At 65.6% G+C, this 20,045-nt stretch carries 14 protein-coding genes; 10 read left to right on the forward strand and 4 right to left on the reverse strand.

Annotation, left to right across the window (positions count from 1 at the left end):
• Window positions 1-230: 230 nt before the first annotated feature.
• Window positions 231-1,991: a bifunctional protein-serine/threonine kinase/phosphatase gene (locus tag CLU85_RS16485; protein ID WP_100411207.1), complete on the reverse strand. Its 1,761-nt coding sequence runs from the start codon at window positions 1,989-1,991 to the stop codon at window positions 231-233.
• A gap of 339 nt (window positions 1,992-2,330) precedes the next feature.
• Here CLU85_RS16485 and nirB point away from each other — a divergent pair, with 339 nt between their 5' ends.
• The 7 genes from nirB to CLU85_RS16520 all read left to right on the forward strand — a co-directional run bounded on the left by nirB (window position 2,331) and on the right by CLU85_RS16520 (window position 11,690).
• Entirely contained in the window at window positions 2,331-4,775 is a 2,445-nt protein-coding gene (gene nirB, locus CLU85_RS16490; protein WP_100411208.1) for a nitrite reductase large subunit NirB, read from the forward strand.
• Window positions 4,776-4,794: 19 nt separating this feature from the next.
• Window positions 4,795-5,607, forward strand: a complete 813-nt coding sequence (locus CLU85_RS16495; protein WP_100411209.1) for a type IV pili methyl-accepting chemotaxis transducer N-terminal domain-containing protein — start codon at window positions 4,795-4,797, stop codon at window positions 5,605-5,607.
• A 58-nt stretch (window positions 5,608-5,665) separates the two neighbouring features.
• Window positions 5,666-6,067: a nitrite reductase small subunit NirD gene (gene nirD / locus CLU85_RS16500; protein ID WP_100411210.1), complete on the forward strand. Its 402-nt coding sequence runs from the start codon at window positions 5,666-5,668 to the stop codon at window positions 6,065-6,067.
• A 105-nt stretch (window positions 6,068-6,172) separates the two neighbouring features.
• Entirely contained in the window at window positions 6,173-9,010 is a 2,838-nt protein-coding gene (locus CLU85_RS16505) for a nitrate reductase (protein WP_100411211.1), read from the forward strand.
• Window positions 9,011-9,071: 61 nt separating this feature from the next.
• Window positions 9,072-9,995 carry a DNA-binding protein YbiB gene (ybiB, locus tag CLU85_RS16510; RefSeq protein WP_100411212.1) on the forward strand — a complete coding sequence of 308 codons (924 nt, stop codon included), beginning with the start codon at window positions 9,072-9,074 and terminating at the stop codon, window positions 9,993-9,995.
• Window positions 9,992-10,825: a uroporphyrinogen-III C-methyltransferase gene (gene cobA, locus CLU85_RS16515; protein ID WP_232727848.1), complete on the forward strand. Its 834-nt coding sequence runs from the start codon at window positions 9,992-9,994 to the stop codon at window positions 10,823-10,825. The genes ybiB and cobA overlap by 4 nt, the downstream gene beginning before the upstream one ends.
• 157 nt (window positions 10,826-10,982) lie before the next feature.
• Window positions 10,983-11,690, forward strand: coding sequence for a type IV pili methyl-accepting chemotaxis transducer N-terminal domain-containing protein (locus CLU85_RS16520; RefSeq protein WP_100411213.1), 708 nt, complete (start codon window positions 10,983-10,985; stop codon window positions 11,688-11,690).
• Window positions 11,691-11,715: 25 nt separating this feature from the next.
• On the opposite strand, the gene CLU85_RS16525 is transcribed toward CLU85_RS16520, so the two are convergent.
• Window positions 11,716-12,204, reverse strand: coding sequence for an acyl-CoA thioesterase (locus CLU85_RS16525; protein ID WP_100411214.1), 489 nt, complete (start codon window positions 12,202-12,204; stop codon window positions 11,716-11,718).
• Between the two features lie 118 nt (window positions 12,205-12,322).
• Here CLU85_RS16525 and CLU85_RS16530 point away from each other — a divergent pair, with 118 nt between their 5' ends.
• Window positions 12,323-13,456: a sterol desaturase family protein gene (locus tag CLU85_RS16530; RefSeq protein ID WP_100411215.1), complete on the forward strand. Its 1,134-nt coding sequence runs from the start codon at window positions 12,323-12,325 to the stop codon at window positions 13,454-13,456.
• 29 nt (window positions 13,457-13,485) lie between these two features.
• Here CLU85_RS16530 and CLU85_RS16535 read toward each other — a convergent pair whose 3' ends face one another.
• The gene (locus tag CLU85_RS16535; protein WP_100411216.1) at window positions 13,486-13,965 is read right to left on the reverse strand and encodes a DUF4124 domain-containing protein; all 480 of its coding nucleotides are present in this window, start codon (window positions 13,963-13,965) and stop codon (window positions 13,486-13,488) included.
• Window positions 13,966-14,166: 201 nt separating this feature from the next.
• On the opposite strand from CLU85_RS16535, the gene CLU85_RS16540 reads away from it, so the two are divergent.
• Both CLU85_RS16540 and CLU85_RS16545 read left to right on the forward strand, forming a co-directional pair.
• Window positions 14,167-15,342: an ABC transporter substrate-binding protein gene (locus tag CLU85_RS16540; protein WP_100411217.1), complete on the forward strand. Its 1,176-nt coding sequence runs from the start codon at window positions 14,167-14,169 to the stop codon at window positions 15,340-15,342.
• A 79-nt stretch (window positions 15,343-15,421) separates the two neighbouring features.
• A complete protein-coding gene (locus CLU85_RS16545; protein WP_100411218.1) occupies window positions 15,422-16,687 on the forward strand; it encodes an NAD(P)/FAD-dependent oxidoreductase in 1,266 nt (421 codons plus the stop codon).
• Between the two features lie 40 nt (window positions 16,688-16,727).
• Here the strand turns inward: CLU85_RS16545 and CLU85_RS16550 are convergent, their stop codons facing one another.
• A complete protein-coding gene (locus CLU85_RS16550) occupies window positions 16,728-19,988 on the reverse strand; it encodes an EAL domain-containing protein (protein ID WP_100411219.1) in 3,261 nt (1,086 codons plus the stop codon).
• Between the last annotated feature and the right edge of the window lie 57 nt (window positions 19,989-20,045).

The following is a 20,045-nucleotide window of genomic DNA, read 5'->3' on the forward strand; positions in this document are numbered from 1 at the left end:
TCGCCAAAAGGGAAGCCGGGCACGCAGTGCCTGAGCTGGCGATAGCCAGCCAATGCGCAGCATTGCCCACACTTTCGCCAAAAGGACGCCGTGCGCGCAGCGCGTGAACGGCGCTGCAGCCAAGGCGCCAAGCCCACACCCATGATGTTCAAGCAAAAACAGGCTGTAGCGCTTGTGCGAAAAGCGCTGACAGCTATTATTTTAGTAGCACATCACTTTTTCCCTTTCACTCACCGGGGCAAAAACAGCAGCCAGTAAACCAGCAGCAGATTCACCAACACGCTCACAGCCAGCGCGATCTTCCACAGTGCCGTGGCGTCGCGCTGCATCAGCGGTTGCGGGCCAGGGGCAGACAAGGGGCGTGAAGCGCCACGCTCCAGCGCCAGCAGCAGTTCCTCGGCCGTCTCGAAGCGCTGCGTGCGGTTGCGGGCCACGGCCTTCAGGGCGATCTGGTCGAGCCAGATCGGCACGCCCGGGTTGTGGCGGCTCGGGGCCACCGGGTCGCGGTGGTAGCGGCCCAGTTGGTAGGGCACCACCTCGCCATAGGGCAAGCGCCCGTGGCTCAGCAACTGGTAGAGCGTGACACCCAGTGCAAACAAATCGCTGCGCGCGTCGGGCAACTGCCCCTCGGTGTCACCGCTTTTTTCGTAGCCCGGCCATTGCTCGGGGTTCATGTAGCTGGGTGTGCCTGCGTGCAACTGGCGTGTGGCCTCGGGCTCGCGTCCCGAGAGGGCCACACCCAGGTCCAGCACACGCAGCACCCCGTCGTCGCCCAGGTGCAGGTTGTCGGGCTTGATGTCCCGGTGCACCACCCCCTGGCGGTGCAGCCAGCCCAGCACGCGAACCGCCTGCACCGTGACCGACAGGGCCTGGGCCACGCCCAGGTACTCGCGGCGGCGCAGGCGCTGGCCCAGCGTGTCGCCCGCATGCCAGTCATACAGCAGGTAGAACGCGCTGGCGCCCTGGCCGGTGCTGCCCAGCCCCGCCGGCCAGTCGTTGAGCCATGCCAGGTGCGTGACGGCCTGGCCCGACTGCATGCGCCGCGCCACCCAGGCCTCATGCGCCAGGGTGGCGCGCTCCTCGGTGTCATGGGCGCGCGAGGGCAGCAGGGTCTTGAGGGCGTACAACCGCTGCGTGACGGGATCACGCACCTGGTAGATGCGGTGAATGCCACTGTCGGCCACCAGGGCCGTGACCGTGAGGTCGTCCACCGTGTCGCCCACTCTCAAGAGCGGCAGCACGGGCAGGTCCTGCGCTCGGCGGGATTCATCCTGCAGCGTGGCCTCCAGCGCGCCCTGCACACGCACCACCAACGCCGTCACGTTGTCGCTGCTGCCCCGGCGCAGCGCGGCCTGCACCAGCTCATCGCTGAGCGCCTGGGCCGCCACGTCTGCCTGGCGCAGCAGCTGCCGCAGTTCGCGCTCGGGCAGGCTGCCATGCACACCGTCGGACAGCAGCACGAACAGGTCACCACTGTGCAGCTCACCCTGGCTGTAGTCCACCACCACATGGTCGTCGAGTCCCATGGCACGGGTGAGCTGGTGCGCAAAATCCCGCTGCGCCATCACATGGTCGGCTGTCAGCAGTTGCAGGCGCCCCCCCCGCAGCAGGTAGGCACGCGTGTCGCCCACATGGGCCAGCGTGTACGACTGGCCGCGCAATACCAAGGCGGTGAGCGTGGTAAGACCCACGGCCGGCTGACGACGCCGGTTCATGGAGGCCAGCCAGCCGTTGTGTGCGCTCAGGATGCGATCCAGCGCCACCGTGGTGTCCCAGGTCTCAGGGGTTGCAAAGTAATCGCCCATCAAGGTGTTCACGGTGGTCTGCGCGGCCTCGCGCCCCTTGCCGCCCGTGCTCACGCCATCGGCAATCGCGGCGATGGCGCCGCGCTCACGATCACGCCCTTGCCCCACCGCGAGCGCAGCGAAGTCTTCATTCACGTCCTTGCGCCCTGCCTGCGAGGCCTGACCGACATCCAGTTCAAAGCTCATGCACCAGCTCCATGCAGGTTCTGTGCCCAAGGTGGTGCATGCCAGCGCATGTCTGTCGGCCCCGCGTGGATGCCATCACCCACCAGCGTGCCCTCGGTAGCCCACCCCTTCGGACCAGCGCACTGGGCAACCCAGATCAGTGCGCCTACTCTGGCACGGGCATTGCTTAACAAGGGCAACGACCCGGCAGGGTCACGCAATTCACCCGTGCAACGGCGCACTGAGGAGTTGTAAGGACGAAGGCGTCCCCACATGCGGTTTCGAGACCTCGGAGCAGCATCGTGTGGACGCCTTTTTTGTTTTGCGAATCGCCCAGGCGATCGAACCGACGGAGTCACGATGAAAAAGCTCAAACTGGTGATGGTGGGGAACGGCATGGCCGGTGTGCGCACGCTGGAAGAGTTGCTCAAGATTGCTCCCGATCTGTATGACATCACGGTGTTCGGCGCCGAGCCCCACCCCAACTACAACCGCATTCTGCTGTCGCCCGTGCTGGCGGGCGAGCAGACCATCGACGAGATCATTCTCAACGACTGGTCCTGGTACGCAGACAACCACATCACCTTGCACACCGGCTTCACGGTGACCGAAGTCGACCGCGTGCGCCGCGTGGTCACGGCCACCGGCGCAGCGGGTGACGTGATCACTGCCGAGTACGACCGCCTCATCATCGCCACGGGCTCCAACCCGTTCATCCTGCCCATTCCCGGCAAGGACCTCAAGGGCGTGCTGGCCTACCGCGACATTGCCGACACGCAGGCCATGATCGACGCGGCCGCCACCTACCAACACGCCGTGGTCATCGGCGGCGGCCTGCTGGGTCTGGAGGCCGCCAACGGCCTCATGAAACGCGGCATGCAGGTCACCGTAGTGCATGTGGGCGACTGGCTGATGGAGCGCCAACTCGACGATGTAGCCGGCAAGATGCTGGAGAAGTCGCTGCAGGAGCGTGGCATGAAGTTCCTGATGGGTGCGCAGACCCAGGAGCTGGTCGGCAACGCCGAAGGCCGTGTGGCCAGCGTCAAATTCAAGGATGGAACCGAGGTCCCCGCCGACCTGGTGGTGATGGCCGTGGGCATCCGCCCCAACACCGCCCTGGCCGAAAAAATGCGCCTGCACGTGAACCGCGGCATTGTGGTGAGCGACACGCTGCAAACCACCACCGACGCCCGCATCTACGCCGTGGGCGAATGCGCCGCACACCGGGGCATAGCCTATGGTCTGGTGGCTCCGCTGTTTGAGCAGGGCAAGGTGCTGGCCAACCACCTGGCCGAGTTCGGCATCGGCCGCTACCAGGGCTCGCTCACGTCCACCAAGCTCAAGGTCACGGGCATCGACCTGTTCTCGGCCGGCGACTTCCAGGGCGGCGAGGGCACCGAAGAAATCGTGATGAGCGACCCCTTCGGCGGTGTGTACAAAAAGCTGGTGCTCAAGGACGACAAGCTTGTGGGCGCCTGCCTGTATGGCGACACGGTGGACGGCAGCTGGTACTTCAAGCTGCTGCGCGACGGCCGCAGCGTGACCGACCTGCGCGACAAGCTCATGTTTGGCGAATCGCACCTGGGCGATACCGGCCACCAGGGCCAGAGCAAGGCCGCCGCCATGGCCGACACCGACGAGGTCTGCGGCTGCAACGGCGTGACCAAGGGCGCGATCTGCAAAGCCATCAAGGACAAGGGTTTGTTCACGCTCGACGAAGTGCGCAAACACACCAAGGCCAGCGCGAGCTGCGGATCATGCACCGGGCTGGTGGAGCAGATCATCATGTTCACGGCCGGTGGTGACTATTCCGCCACGCCCAAAACCAAGGCCATGTGTGGCTGCACCGACCACGGCCACCAGGCCGTGCGCGACGCGATCCGCAGCAGCAAGCTGCTGAGCATTGCCGACGTGTTCAAGTTCATGGAATGGAAGACGCCCAACGGCTGCGCCACCTGCCGCCCGGCCGTCAACTACTACCTCATCAGCACCTGGCCCAAGGACGCCAAGGACGACCCACAAAGCCGCGCCATCAACGAGCGCAGCCACGCCAACATCCAGAAAGACGGCACCTACAGCGTGATTCCCCGCATGTGGGGCGGCGAGACCACGGCCGACGAGCTGCGCCGCATTGCCGACGCTGTGGACAAATACAAGATTCCCACCGTCAAGGTCACGGGCGGCCAGCGCATCGATTTGCTGGGCGTGAAAAAGGAAGACCTGGTCAACGTGTGGAAAGACATTGGCATGCCCAGCGGCCACGCCTACGCCAAGGCGCTGCGCACCGTCAAAACCTGCGTGGGCAGCGAGTGGTGCCGCATGGGCACACAAGACAGCACGCAGATGGGCAAGGACCTGGAGCGCGCCATGTGGCGCATGTACGCCCCGCACAAAGTCAAGTTTGCCGTGAGCGGCTGCCCGCGCAACTGTGCCGAAGCAGGCATCAAGGACGTGGGCATCATCGGTGTGGACAGCGGCTGGGAGATGTACGTGGCGGGCAACGGCGGCATCAAGACCGAGGTGGCCCACTTCTTCACCAAGCTGAAAACCGCCGAGGAAGTGCTGGAGTACACCGGCGCATTCTGCGAGCTGTACCGCCAGGAGGGCTGGTACCTGGAGCGCACCGTGCACTACGTTGACCGCGTGGGTCTGGACTATGTGAAAAAGCGCATTCTCGAAGACGCCGAGGGCCGCAAGGCGCTGTGGGAGCAGCTGCAGTTTGCACTGGATGGCGAGCCCGACCCCTGGTTCGAGTTTGACAAGGCCGCCGTGGACACGCGCCAGTTTGTGCCCTTGGGCGCCTGAAACCCACCGGAGCCACCACATGCATCGCCGCACCTTTCTGACCGCCACAAGCTGCACCACCGCGTGGGGCGCCCTGGGCCTGCTCATGCCCGCAGGCTCGGCCCATGCCGAGATCTCCGACCTGAACGACGCCATCAACAAAGCCGGGCGCCAGCGCATGCTGAGCCAGCGCATGGGCAAGGCCTGGCTGGCACTGGCCCACAAGGCCGACACCCCGGCGGCCCGCACCGTGCTGGACCAGTCCCTGGCACTGTTCGAACGGCAGCTGGGTGAACTCAAGGCCTACGCGCCATCGTCCACCATCCGTGACACCTATGTGAAACTGGAAGGCGCCTGGGCCGACCACAAAACCACGCTGATGGGCACCACGCCTTCACGCGATGGCGTGGCCGCTTTGCTGCAGGCAGACGCCAAGGTGTTGGCCCTGGCCCACCAGGGCACGGTGCAGTACGAAGCGGCCCAAGGCAAGCCCGTGGGGCACCTGGTGAACATCGCAGGGCGCCAGCGCATGCTGAGCCAGCGCATGGCCAAGTTCTGCCTGTCTGCCATGCTCTCGGTAGACACCGCCGCTGCCACGACCGAGATCGCCAAAGCCCGTGACGAATTCCTGAGCGCCACAGAGCTGCTGCGCAACGCCCCCCAGGCCAACGCGCGCATCCGCCAAGAGCTGCTGCTGGCCGATGGCCAATGGGTCTTTTTCGATGCAGCACTGCAGCGCCTGGGCACCGCGAGCAACACCTTCCGCCAGGTGTCTGAAGTGTTTGTGAGCAGTGAGAACCTGCTGGCCAGCATGGACCGCGTGACCAGCATGTACGCCGCGCTCGGCACCTGAAGGCGCGAACGCACACGCCTCACGCACCCCCACCCAAATTCCCCAAGGACATTCCGCCATGAGCACAAACCACCCCGCCCCCGAATGGAAGCTGATCTGCCGCGTGGACGACATCCCCGTGCTGGGCTCGCGCCGCGTGACGCGCCCCCTGGGACTGGACGTGGCAGTGTTCCGCAACGACGCCGGTGGTGTGTTTGCGCTGCTCGACCGCTGCCCGCACAAGGGTGGCCCCCTGAGCCAGGGCATCGTGTTCGGCACCCAGGTCGCCTGCCCCATGCACAACTGGACCATTGGGCTGTGTGACGGACAGGCTTCTGCGCCCGACGAAGGCTGCACGCCGAAGTTTGCGGTGAAGGTGGAAGGTGGCTCGGTGTATCTGGACACCCACGAACTGGCCACGGTGGCCACCGACCTGACGCGGCCCATGGCAGGCCCGGCACGGCGCGTGGCTGCGGCGTGAACGCCGGCGCGCACTCCCGTACTGAAACGCTATAAAAACAGAAGCACAAGGCGCTTACCAATCAAGCACCAGCGCCCGAAAAGACCACACACCACGTCCATCGCCATGCAAGAAACCAAATCCACCTGCCCCTACTGCGGCGTAGGCTGCGGCGTGATCATCGAAAGCGATGGCCCCCAGATCACCGGCGTGCGTGGCGACCCGACCCACCCCGCCAACTTTGGCCGCCTGTGCACCAAGGGCTCGACCCTGCACCTGACGGCCAGCAGCCCCATCACCTTGCAGACCCGCTTGCTGCAACCCCTGCGCCGCGCGCACCGGGGCGATACGCCCCAATCACTGTCGTGGGATGCCGCCTTGGGCCTGGCCACCGAAAAATTTGCCGACACCATCCTGGCCCACGGGCCCGACGCCGTGGGTTTTTACGTCAGCGGCCAATTGCTCACCGAGGACTACTACGTCTTCAACAAGCTGGCCAAGGGCCTGATCGGCACCAACAACATCGACACCAATTCGCGCCTGTGCATGAGCAGCGCCGTAGCGGGCTACAAACAGACGCTGGGCGCCGATGCGCCACCCGCCTGCTACGACGACGTGAAACACGCGCAGTGCCTGTTCATTGTGGGCAGCAACGCGGCCTGGGCGCACCCCATCCTGTTCCGCCGCATCGAAGATGCGCGCGCCGCCAACCCGGGCATGAAGGTCATCGTGGCCGACCCGCGCCGCACCGACACGGCCGGCATGGCCGACCTGTTTTTGCCCATCCAGCCGGGCAGCGATGTGATGCTGTTCAACGGCATGCTGCATCTGATGCTGTGGGAGGGCTGGGTCAACGCCGAGTACATCGGCGCGCACACCACGGGCTTCGATGAACTCAAGGCACTGGTGCGCGACTGCACCCCCGAGCGCGTGGCCCAGGTGTGCGGCATCTCGGTGGCCGACCTGACCACCGCCGCCCAATGGTTCGCGACGTCGAAAGCCACGCTCAGCCTGTACTGCCAGGGTCTGAACCAGAGCAGCAGCGGCACCGCCAAAAACGCCGCGCTCATCAACCTGCACCTGGCGACGGGCCAGATCGGCAAGCCCGGCGCGGGCCCCTTCAGCCTGACCGGTCAGCCCAACGCCATGGGCGGGCGCGAGGTGGGCGGCCTGGCCAATTTGCTCAGTGCCCACCGCGACCTGGCCAACCCGCAGCACCGCGCCGAAGTGGCCGCGCTGTGGGGTGTGGCCGATGTGCCATCCCAGCCTGGCAAGACCGCTGTGGAAATGTTCCAGGCCGCCGCCGACGGCGAGATCAAGGCCCTGTGGATTGCCTGCACCAACCCCGCGCAGAGCATGCCCGACCAGGCCACCGTGCGCCGCGCCCTGGAGCGCGCAGAGTTTGTGGTGGTGCAGGAGGCCTTTGCCACAGCCGCCACCTGCGCGTACGCCGACCTGTTGCTGCCCGCCACCACCTGGGGCGAAAAAACCGGCACCGTGACCAACAGCGAGCGCCGCATCTCCCGCGTGCGCACTGCCGTGCCCGCACCCGGCGAAGCACGCCACGACTGGGCCATTGCGGTGCAGTTTGCGCACCAACTGGAGGCACGCCTGCGCCCCGGCCAGCCCACGCTGTTCCCCTACACCACCGACCACGCCGACCAAGGCGCTGAAACCGTGTGGAACGAGCACCGCGAAAGCACGCGCGGGCGCGACCTCGATATCACCGGCCTGTCATGGGAGATGCTCGAGTTGGCAGGCCCGCAGCAATGGCCACTGCCTGACGGGGCAGTGACAGGCAAGGCCCGCCTGTACGAAGACGGCGTTTTCCCCACCGCCGATGGCCGCGCCCGATTTGCAGCCCACGCATGGCAGCCCACGGCCGAACAACGCGAATCTCGCTACCCCTTCAGCCTGACCACGGGCCGCCTGCGCGACCAATGGCACGGCATGACCCGCACCGGCCAGCTTGGTCGCCTGTTTGGCCATGTCGCCGAGCCCAGCGTGCAGCTGCACCCGCAGGACATGGAACGGCGCGGTCTGAAGAGCGGTGATCTGGTCTACGTGACGAGCAAGCGCGGCACCATCGTGGTGCCCGTACAGGGCGATACCACCGTGGGCCTGTCGCAGGCTTTCATGGCCATGCACTGGGGCAGTGAGTTTCTGAGCGGTTGCTCATCCACCGGCGAGCGGCTGGCGGGCGTGAACGCGCTCACCACATCGGCGTATTGCCCCACGTCCAAACAGCCCGAGCTCAAGCACGCGGCGGTGAAGGTGCTCAAGGCCGAACTGCCCTGGACGCTGCTGGCCATGGCCTGGCTGCCCACCGACAGCGCACAGGCCACCCGCGAGGCACTGGTTGCATTGATGGTGCAGTTCCCGTTTGCCAGTTGTGTGCCCTTCAGCAACAACACACCCTTGAACGAACCCGGGCGCGAGCGCGTGGGGGTGTTACTGCGCGCCGCCGCACACGAGGCACCGCCCGACACCACCGTGGAGCGCATCGAAACCCTGATGGGCCTGGCCACCACCGACACACTGCGCTATGCCGACAAAAAACGTGGCCAACGCCGCGCGGCGCGCCTGATGCGCAGGGGCGAGAGCACCACGCTCGAAGGCATCGTGCTGGCAGGCGACACCAGCGCCGAAGGCTGGCTCAAGACCTTGCTGCAAGAAGAACTGCCCGCCCAAACCTACGGCCGCCTGTTGCTGGTGCCCGGCGCCAAGGCGCCCGTGGCGGTGCAGTCGCGCGGCAAATCGGTGTGCACCTGCTTTAACGTGACGGACGCCGCCATCACCGCCGAACTGACCCACTGCCACGGCACCGATGACGACCGCCTGGCCCAACTGCAGGGCAAGCTGCGCTGTGGCACCAACTGTGGCTCATGCCTGCCCGAACTCAAACGCATGGTGCGCTCCACCGGACCGCTGGCGTCCCGGCCTGTGGCGCAGGCCACCATATAACCAAAAGTTCTCTGGGTTGCAGGAAAATACCCAACCCCTTTTCAAAGAGCCATATCCCACCATGGGCATTAGCCAGTACATCAAGGAAATCGGTCGCGGCCCCCGGGGCGCCAAGCCACTGACGCGAGAGCAGGCCACTGATCTGTTCGGCCAGGTGCTGGACGGCAGCGTGACCGACCTGGAAATCGGTGCGTTTTGCCTGGCCATGCGCATCAAGGGCGAGACCACCGAGGAGATGTGCGGGTTTCTGGATGCGACGCACCAGCGCCTGGCCCTGCTACCCGCCACCGACCGCCCGCTCATCGTGCTGCCCAGCTACAACGGCGCGCGCAAGCTGCCCGTGTTGACGCCGCTGCTGGCCCTGCTGCTGGCGCGTGAAGGCCTTCCCGTGTTGCTGCATGGCATGCGCACCGAGGCGCGCCGTATTCTGGCATCGGATGTGCTTCTAGCGCTTGATGTACCTGCGCTATCAGCTCCTGAAAAAATAGCAAATGGCGACGTGCGCCACATTCACACCCAGCACTTGCACGCAGGCCTGGCACGCCTGCTGGCCGTGCGCGAGGTGGTGGGCCTGCGCAACCCAGGGCACAGCGTGGTCAAGCTGATGAACCCGTGCGTGGGGCCCTCGGTGGTGGTCACGGCCTACACCCACCCCGAGTACTTCGAGATGCTGCAGACCACCTTCCACACGCTGGGCATGAGTGCATTGCTCTCGCGCGGGCTGGAGGGAGAGGTCGCCACCGACCCCCGCCGCACACCCCGCTACGACGGTTTTGTGCACGGCACGCACGAGGTGCTGGAATCGCAGCAGCCCGGCACTGCCAGCGAGGTGCCCGGCCTGCCCGCCGAAATCGATGTGGCCACCACGGCCCGCTACACACGCAGCGTCTTGGCGGGCGAGCTGCCCATTCCGCCCGCCATCGAGCGGCAGGTGGAACATATCTTGCGACTTGCCGATCAAACAGTTTCGGAGACACCCCGATGAGCCGCCCTAAGCCCACCACGACCCCGCTGCCACCCTCCACACCCCATCTGGGCACCGGCGGCAGCTGCACGCTGGTGGGCGCTGGCCCAGGCGACCCGGAACTGCTGACCATCAAGGCGCTCAAGGCCATCCAGGCGGCCACCGTGCTGCTGGTGGATGACCTGGTGAGCGATGCCATCGTGGCGCACGCATCGCCCACGGCGCGCATCATTTACGTGGGCAAACGCGGTGGCTGCAAAAGCACCCCCCAGGCCTTTATCGAAAAGCTGATGCTCATGGCGGTGAACGAAGGCGAGAACGTGGTGCGCCTCAAGGGCGGCGACCCGTTCATCTTTGGCCGGGGTGGCGAAGAAGTGGAACACCTGCGCGCAGCGGGTGTGCCGGTCACTGTCGTCAACGGCATTACTGCAGGCCTGGCAGGCCTGACCTCGCTGGGCGCCCCGCTCACGCACCGCGAACACGCACATGGCGTTGTTTTCGTTACTGGCCATGCCAAGCCCGGCGATGCGGGCACCGACTGGCGTCAGTTGGCAGCCACCGCCCGCGATGCCAAGCTCACGTTGGTGATCTACATGGGTGTGAGCGGCGCTTCCACCATTGAGCAGGAACTGCTCACCGGTCTGCCCGCCGACACCCCCGTGGCGGTCATCCAGCACGCCAGTCTTGCGCACCAGCGCCACGCGGTCACCACGCTCGGCGCGCTGCACGCGACCATCGCCCGCGAAGGGCTGGCCAGCCCCTCGGTGATCGTGGTGGGCGATGTGGTGCGCGGGGTGGCACTGGCATCACAGGACGCCGCAGCCCCACCCCTGGTTCGCCGCACCGGCTGAGCCCCCCGCACGCAAGCCGTAACAACACACTGCGCACCGCGCAGGGTGGGGCTGCGCCTTGCACCAAACACACACCGTGCCGGGCCGTCACGACATACGCACTGGCCCGGGTATTGCTTGACGACCCGCATCTGAATGCAACAGCACAAGGAACACCATGGCAGCCTTCCCTCTCTCCGCACGCGCTCCCAGCATGCCTTTGCAGTCCTCTGCGGCACCGGCAGCCTCCCGCGACAACAACGGCATGTCACTGGTCAACCTGGCGGCGCGCCAGCGCATGCTGTCGCAGCGCATGGTGCTGCAAACAGTTCTGGCTGCGCGCGGCAGCGATCTGCACCTGAAAGCCGCGCGCGGCTCACTGGCACTGTTCACCGACAGCCAGGCACGCCTTGTCGATACACCGCGCCACATGGATGCCAAAAGTGCCGAGCCCATTCGCAAGGTGTACCAGGGGCCTGCGGGAGTGGGCGCCACCATTGACCTGTTTGCGCAGCAGGTGGGCACCGCGCTGGACCTGGCAGAACGCCAGAGCCCGCGTGTGGAAGACGCACTGGCCCGGCTGGTGGAGTCCACCGACGGTGTGCTCGAAGCGCTCAACACGGCCACCACCGCCTTCGATCAGATGAGCAAGGCCCAGTCCGAGACCTTGATGAAGGAGCTGGCGGGCATCGTGGAGTCCATCCAGACCGTAGCGCGCGAGGCCAAGGTGGTCAGCTTCAATGCCCAGGTGATGGCCGCGCGCGCTGGGCAACACGGGCGCGAGTTTGCCGTGGTGGCCAATGTGCTGTCGGGCATCACCAACGAGATCGACGGCCTGTCGCTGCAGGCTGTGTCCCTGGCCGGGCGCAGCCGAGGCGCCGCGTAACAACGCCATGCCCGACGCGGGGCGGCTACTGCCCCGCCGTTTCCCGTACCTGCTGAAACCGCACTGCCAGCTCCTTGCGCAGCGATTTGCGCAACAAGGCAGCGTCCCAGCGGCGGCGCTCATCGGGCGTGGAGGGCGACAGCGGCGGCACCTGCACAGGCTTGCGCGCTTCGTCCACGGCCACCATCGTGAAAAAGCAGCTGTTCACATGCCGCACCACCTGCGAGCGGATCTCTTCGGCCACCACCTTGATACCGACCTCCATCGAGGAGCTGCCCGTGTAGTTCACGCTGGCCAGAAAAGTCACCAGCTCGCCCACATGGATGGGCTGCAGGAACATCACCTGGTCCACGCTCAGCGTCACCGTGTAGCAGCCCGAATAGCGGCTGGCACACGAATATGCGACCTGGTCCAGCAGCTTGAGGATGGCGCCGCCATGCACGTTGCCCGAAAAATTGGCCATATCGGGCGACATCAGCACGGTCATGCTCAGTTGGTGTGAAGGGATGTTCATGCACCGATTTTAGGAAGGCCAGCGCGCTGCCACACACCAAAACGCAGCCCATCGCGCTCTGGGTGGCAGCTTCGCTACACTCGCGCAGCGCCAACGCCACTGGCAAGAGGAGGAACCCATGATCGAACTAGAAAAACTCAACGAATTCACCGAAAGCCACGGTGCGCTGCGCACCGGCAAAGGGCTGGTATCGGGCGTCATTGCACTCACCCTGGCCATCCTGTGCTTTCTGGGCGTGCTGGCTTTTCACTTCCCTGAGTACCTGACCACGCCGCAATTGCGCAAAAGCTACGACGTGACGGTGATCCGCACCATCATGCTGACCGCCATGGCGGTGGCCGGGGGCATCTCGCTGGTCAACATCCTGTTCAACCGTGCGCGCTGGCTGGCCACATTTGCCTTTGCCATCGTGGTCGTCGCCGCACTGCTGGGCGGCCACAAGGTGGAGGTGAACCCGAACTTCCCCGACAACACGCCCTACATTGGCCTCGACTGGTTCATCCTCGATCTGCTGGGCAGCTCGCTGATCTTCATCTTCATTGAAAAGCTGTTCGCGCTGCGCAAAAACCAGCCTGTGTTTCGCGCCGAGTGGCAAACCGACTTCCACCACTTCATCGTGAACCACATGGTGGTGGGCTTCGTGCTGCTGGCCACCAACCTCATCGTGCACAAGTTCTTCGGCTGGGCGGCCAGCGATGGCATTCGCGGCTGGGTGCAGGGGCTGAACTTCTGGGTGGCGCTGTTCCTCATCGTGCTGGTGGCCGATCTGGTGCAGTACTGGACCCACCGCGCCTACCACGAGGTCCCGGTGCTGTGGCGCCTGCACGCGGTGCACCACAGCGTCAAAAGCATGGACTGGATGGCCGGGTCACGCCAGCACATCCTGGAGTTGCTGATCACCCGCACGCTGGTGCTGGCCCCGATCTATGTCTTCGGTTTCAGCAAAGAGGTGATCGATGCCTACATCGTGGTCGTGGGCTTCCAGGCCGTGTTCAACCATGCCAACGTGAGCGTGCGCCTGGGGCCCCTGCGCTACGTGCTGGTCACGCCCAACTTCCACCACTGGCACCACAGCCAGGACCAGGAGGCGCTGGACAAGAACTATGCCGCGCACTTTGCCTTCCTCGACTACCTGTTCGGCACGGCCGTGAAGACCACCAAGCTCTGGCCCGAGCACTACGGCGTGCTGGGCGACTACGTGCCCAACGGGTTTATCAAGCAGTTCAAGTTTCCGTTCACCTGGAAGGGGTGACCCGCCAAACAGACGCGGCAGGGTTCGGGTTACAGGTCAGCGAACTCTCGCTCCAGCGCCCGCAACTGCTCGCGCAGCGATTCGGTCCGCGCCTCGCACGCGGCCTTGTCGTCAGCGGTCTTCTCTGCGCCCTCCTGCACAAACTGGTTGCCGGATGGCAGATTGCCGCGCCGCAGCGGGCCTGCGGTGGCCGCCGTGTTGGGCTGCGCCGTGCAGTCGCGCTGGTTGCGCTCGATGGCCGTGCGCGCCTGGGGGATGCCCTGGGTCTGCAGATAGTTCTTGCGCTGCCAGGTCGGGCCAAACGCGCCCTCCGCCACAGGCGCGGTGGCAGGCGGCACAGGCGTCGCGCCCCGGGTGGAGGGCCGCACTTCAATCTTCTCCCCCTCACCCGCGCAGAGTGCATCCTGGAACGACACCTTGCCATTGGCGTCCGTGCATTTGTTGATGGCCCAGGCCGGGGCCAGACAGCCCAGCGCCAGGGCGCAAACGGCATAGCGGATCGGATTCATGGCAAGACTCCTCGACAGGTCAATGCCACATGCTACCGCGCCCCCTTGGACGGGTTGACGGGTGCAGCCAAGCAGAGCGATAGATGGGTGTCCCTCACTTGACGCGCCCCCGGTAAAAACCCGGTGCGTGTGTAGCCCGCAGCCCTCCTACCATCGCCGCACTGAGTGGCCATGGTGGCCCTTACCAGGAGATGCTGCTTGATGACGACCCCCCTTGTTTTACCCACCGGCCAGCGGCCTCCCCTGGCGCACCGCCGCAGTCTGATGCTGGCGCTGGCAGGTGGGGCTGCACTGGCCAGCCTGCCCGCCGGGGCGCAGCCCACTGCGGGCAAGGGAGACATCCTGATCGGCCGCTCGACGGCGCTGTCGGGCGGCATGGCGCCATTTCTATCCCCTATCCATGCGGGGCAGGAGGCCGCGATCGAGGACGCCAACGCCAAGGGCGGCATCGGCGGACGCAAGATCCGGCTGGTCTCACTGGACGATGGGTTTGATGCACGCCGCGCGCTGGAGAACGCCAAGCAACTGAATGAAAAAGACGGCGTGCTGGCGCTGTTTGGCATGGCCGGCACCTCGCAAGTCATGACACTGTTGCCCTACCTGGTGCAGGCCAAGCTGCCCTTGATCTCTGTGTACACGGGCAGCCCCGCCATTCGCGCGCAGCAGCACCCCTACCTGTTCACCACGCGCGCCAGCTATGCCGACGAGCTGGTGAAGATCGTGCGCAACTTGGTGGCCGTGCAAAGCGCACGCATTGCGGTGGCCTTCGAGAACAACGACTTTGGCAAGCTGCTGCTGCCGCTGGTCGAAAAGACCATCGCTGCGGAAGGCGCGACGCTGGCCGGGTCGCACGCGCTGGCCTCGTCGGGCGAAGACGCCAACGAGGCCGCCAAGGCCCTGGCCACCCAGAAACCCCAGGCCGTGCTGCTGGTGGCGGCAGGCCCGTCGGTGGTGGCCTATGTGCGTGCCAACCGCGCGCACCTGGGCGTACCGATCTACACGCTGTCGCTGGGCGCAGGCACCGCCGTGCTCCAGGCGCTGGGCGACGAGGCACGGGGCCTGGCCGTGGCACGCACAGGCCCCTCCCCCACCAAGCCCACCATTGCGCTCACGCGGGACTTCCAGGCGTCCATGAAGCGCTACAACAAGCCCGTGGATTACGACCACTACACCGGCTACATGGACGCCCGCGTGCTCATCGAAGGCCTGCGCGCAGCCGGCCCAGGCGTCACACGCATGAGTCTGGCCCAGGCCATGGAGGGCCTGGGCAATCTGGACCTGGGCGGCTTTGGCTACCAGTTCAGCGCGCAAAACCACCATGGTTCCAACTACGTGGACATTGCCGTGGTGGGCTCGGGCGGGGTGTTCCGGCAATAGCCCGTTGCCACAGGCGGGGGCTGCGGCCTGTGCCCAGCAGCGACAATGGCGGCCCTGCCATCGCCCCGCCCTTCCCACCGTGTCGCCCCTCCCGTCTCCTTCCTCCTTCGACGTTGTCATCATTGGCGCCGGTGCCGCCGGCCTGTTCTGCGCGGGCCAGGCGGGCCAGCGGGGCCTGAAGGTGCTGCTTATCGACCACGCCGATAAGGTGGCGGAAAAAATCCGCATCTCGGGCGGGGGGCGCTGCAACTTCACCAACCGCGACCTCGACCCCGCCGCGCCCCACAAGCATTTTGTGGGGCAGAACCCGCAGTTTTGCCGTTCGGCGCTGTCGCGCTACACCCCGGCGGACTTCATCGCCCTGGTGCAAAAACACGGCATTGCCTTTCACGAAAAGCACAAGGGCCAGTTGTTTGCCGACCGCTCGGCAGAAGACATCATCGCCATGCTGCTGGCCGAGTGCGAAGCCGGCGGCGTGACCCACTGGCAACCCTGTGGCGTTAAAAAAGTAAGCTTTTCAGCCCCAAGCGCAGGTGGATCATGCCAGGGCAGCTATCAAATTGATACTGATCGCGGGCCGGTAACGGCAGACTCGCTGGTGATCGCTACCGGAGGACTGTCGATCCCCAAGATTGGCGCCACCGATTTTGGCTACCGGCTGGCACAGCAGTTCAACATTCCACTCATCGAGCGCCGCCCGGGCCTGGTGCCGCTGACCTTTGACGGAGTGGGCTGGGCCCCCTACGCGCAGTTGTCGGGTCTGGCGCTTCCGGTGCAGATCAGCACCGGCGCCAAGAAGTCGCGCATGGCCTTTGACGAAGACCTGCTGTTCACGCACCGGGGCCTGTCCGGACCAGCGGTGTTGCAGATCTCCAGCTACTGGCAGGAGGGAACACCGCTGGCCATCAACCTCGCACCCACGGTCGACCTGCCCGCTGCGCTGGCGCAGGGCAAGATGCGCTCGCGCAAGCTGATCGCCAACGAAATTGCGACGCTGGTGCCTGGCCGCCTGGCCGATGCCTGGGCCCAGCGCGAAGCCGACTGGCAGCGCCCCATCAACGAGGCCAGCGACAAGGCCCTGGCACGCCTGGCTGAACAACTGGCACGCTGGGAGCTGACACCCACCGGCACCGAGGGCTACAAGAAGGCCGAAGTCACGCTGGGCGGCGTGGACACCCGGGCACTCTCGCAACAGACCATGGAGTGCAAGGCGCAACCCGGCCTGTACTTCATCGGCGAAGTGGTGGACGTGACAGGCTGGCTGGGGGGTTACAACTTCCAGTGGGCCTGGGCCAGCGCCCATGCGTGTGCGCTGGCATTGGCCCAGGCCGGATCGGCTGGGTAGAGGCCGCTCCGGGGTGGGCGTGGGACGGCCGCCTCGCCGTTCACACCTCCATGGCGGCCTCCCGGCCCGTTGTTGACAGGGCCCGGTGCTGCAGTGCCCAGATTTCCAGCTCGGCCACGGGCAATGGGCGGCTGAAGTAGTAACCCTGCAGCTCTTCGCAGTCCAGCGCGTTCAGTACCTGGGCCGTGGCCAGGTCTTCCACGCCCTCGGCCACGATCTTGAGGCCCAGCGTATGGCCCAGGGCAATGATGGCGCGGGTGATGGCCATGTCGGCAGGGTTGCTCAGCATGTCGTGCACAAAGGATTTGTCCACCTTGAGCCGATCGATGTCAAAGCGTTTGAGGTAGGCCAGGCTCGAATACCCGGTGCCAAAGTCATCAATGGACATCTGCACGCCCAGCAGCTTGAGCGCTGCCAGTTGCAGCTCGGCAGCATGGGCGTTGTCCATGAGTTGGGATTCGGTGATCTCCAGCTCCAACCGGTGCGCAGGCATGCCGGTGCGGGCCAGCAGCGCCTCGATGTCGGACACCAGTTGCGGATCGGACATTTGTGCGGCCGAGAGGTTGACGGAGATCGACACATCAGCCAATGGATGTCTCACCGCGTGATAGTCGGGGCTGCCGTCCAGCGGCAGCATCTGCCAGCGCGCCCACTGCTCGCAGGCCTGCTGCAGCACCCAGCTGCCAATGGCACGGATCATGCCGCTTTCCTCGGCAATGGGAATGAACTCACTGGGCGGAACGGAGCCCAGCACCGGGCTGTTCCAGCGCAGCAGCGCCTCGACCCCCAGCAGTTGCGTTCCCTTGGCGCTCAGGCGTGGCTGGTAGTGAAGGCTCAGCTCCTGGCGCTCCAGCGCGCGGCGCAACTGCTGCTCCATGGTCTGGCGCGCCACGGCACGCTGGTCGGTCTCCATCGAATAGAACAGCGCCATGTCGCGCCCCGTGGTCTTGGCCTCGTACATGGCCGCGTCGGCACGGCGCATCAGCTCGTCGATGTCGCTGCCGTCCTCGGGGTACACGGCGATGCCCACGCTGCACGACACATTCAGCTCGTGCCCCTCCACCGGGTGACTCTGACGGATGAGCGGGATCAGGCGCCGCTCCACCAGCTGCTGCACATCCTCGCGCCCGGCCACATCGCGCATCACCACCACAAACTCGTCGCCGCCCAGGCGGCTCACCGTGTCGCGGCTGCGCACGGCCTGCGTGAGGCGCGCTGCCACCGAGCGCAGCAAGCCGTCACCAATGTGGTGGCCCAAGGTATCGTTGATGGACTTGAAGCGGTCCAGGTCAATGAACAGCACAGCCACCTTCTCGCCGGTGATGGGGGCCTGGGCCAGCGCCATCTGCAGGCGCTGCACGCACAGCGAGCGGTTGGGCAGCTCGGTCAACACGTCGTGGTGGGCCAGAAACTGGATGCGCTCTTCGCTGCGCTTGCGGTCGGTGATGTCGATGGCAATGCCGATGTGGTTGGCCACCGGACCGCCCTTGGTCTCGCGCACAGCCGACACCATGAGCCAGGCCGGGTAGGTCTCGCCCGAGCGGCGGCGAAACCGCACCTCGCCCTGCCAAGACTCTTTTTCCAGCATGGTGCGATTGATCTGGGCCGACAACGGCTCGCCACCGGCTTCTTCCAGCAGAAACCCCAGATCCTCGCCAATGACCTCATAGAAGTCGTAGTGCGTGCTGCGGCAGAACGCCTTGTTCACGCTGATGATCTGCTGGTCGGCGTTCATGATGATGATGCCCTCGGACGAGGCCTCGAACACCTTGGCCCACAGCTCCAGGCGCTGCTCCATGACCTTGAGCACATTGATGGGCGTGAAGGCGGTCAGCACCGAGTCGCGCCCCTGGAACAGCAGGCGCCGCGCCGACAGCACGGCCCATGAGGGCTCGGGACTGCCCTTCCAGCGCACCTCAAACTCATCGACCGAGCCCTGGTCGGCCAGGCGCTGAAAGAAACGCGCACGCACGCCCGGCTCCAGCCCCGCAGCCCAAGGGTCGGTCTTGCGGCCCCCCAGCCAGTGCGCGGCAGGCGCGTTGGAATGCAACACCTCGTGTTCGGGGATGGATGTGACCACCATGGGGATAGGGAACGCCTCCACCAGCTCACGCTGCGCCTCGGCTGCGCGGGCGCTGGCGGCCAGCTCCTGCTGCAACAGCCGATCGCGGTCGAGCTGAGACAACATCTCGTTGAACGCGGTCACCAACCGGCCAATCTCATCCCGGCTGTTCCAGTGCGCGCGCAGCGTGTGGTCACCACTCTTGCGCACCTCGTCGGCCACGCGGGCCAGTTGCTGTAGCGGTTTGGCAATCTGCCGTGCCACCAGGGTCACCAGCGACAGGATGCAGCCCAGCAGCACCAGTGCCGTGCCCAAATGCAGCCACATGCGGGCAAACAGGCTGTCCACACGCTGGTTCAGAAGCCGCTCCAGGTCCACGATGCCCACCGACCAGGCATCGCGCAGCGCGCCCAGCACCTGCGCCTCTTGTGCGGTGACCTGGGCCATGGTCAGGCGCGACTCTCCGGCTGCAATGCCCTGCAGCAGCGCCTGAAACCCCTCTTGCGAGGCCTTGAGCGCCTCGCGTTGACGAACCAGTGCAGTCCGCATCTCTGGCGAACCCGCGATGAACGCCTGGTTGTAGTCCGACTCAATCCCCAGCATCACTGCATCCAGCCGCCCCACCAGCGTGAGCAACTCCGACGACCACTGCGGCCCCCGGCCCGAAGGCGCTGCGTTCAGAAAACTCACGGTGTCGTGCACGGCCTGCAGCAGTTCGGGGAAGCGCAGCACCACCAGCGACATCACGTAATAGCTGTCCAGGTCGGGGTCGAGAATCAGGTTGGACTGGTTCCCCACGGTGGTCAGCAGCTCGCGCCCCTCGCGCAGCAGCTGGCTGCGCAGGCGGGTCAGCGATGGCGCGTCAGACGTCAACGGGACGGGTGGCGCGTTGCCCGCAAGCTCCTCCAGCGCAGCACCAAAGCGTTGGCCCACCTCGGCGGTGTGCAATTGCTCGTCATGGGCCACCCGCACGCCCGAAAGCCGCTTCAGCACCTCAGCCACCTGCGGGGGCTGCAGGGAGGCGTCCAGAAACTGGCCCATCAGGCCGTCACGCACCACCGCCGCATAGGTGGTGCCCACGATCTCCTTGCGCGTGAAATCGATGGCCAGGTACTTCTCGTGGATCAGGATGCTGGAGACGTAGATCACCGCCGTCAGATCCAGCAGATAAATGAGCATGAGCTTGCGGCCCACACTGAGGCGGCCCAGCCAACCCGATACGCGGTGCATGAATGCCATGGTGTCTGCGGCGGCAGGCTGGCACGGGCGGATGACCTGCGCAGCCCACCGCTGGTG

Origin of the sequence: Acidovorax sp. 69, assembly GCF_002797445.1 — a bacterium.
Lineage (GTDB): Bacteria > Pseudomonadota > Gammaproteobacteria > Burkholderiales > Burkholderiaceae_C > Acidovorax.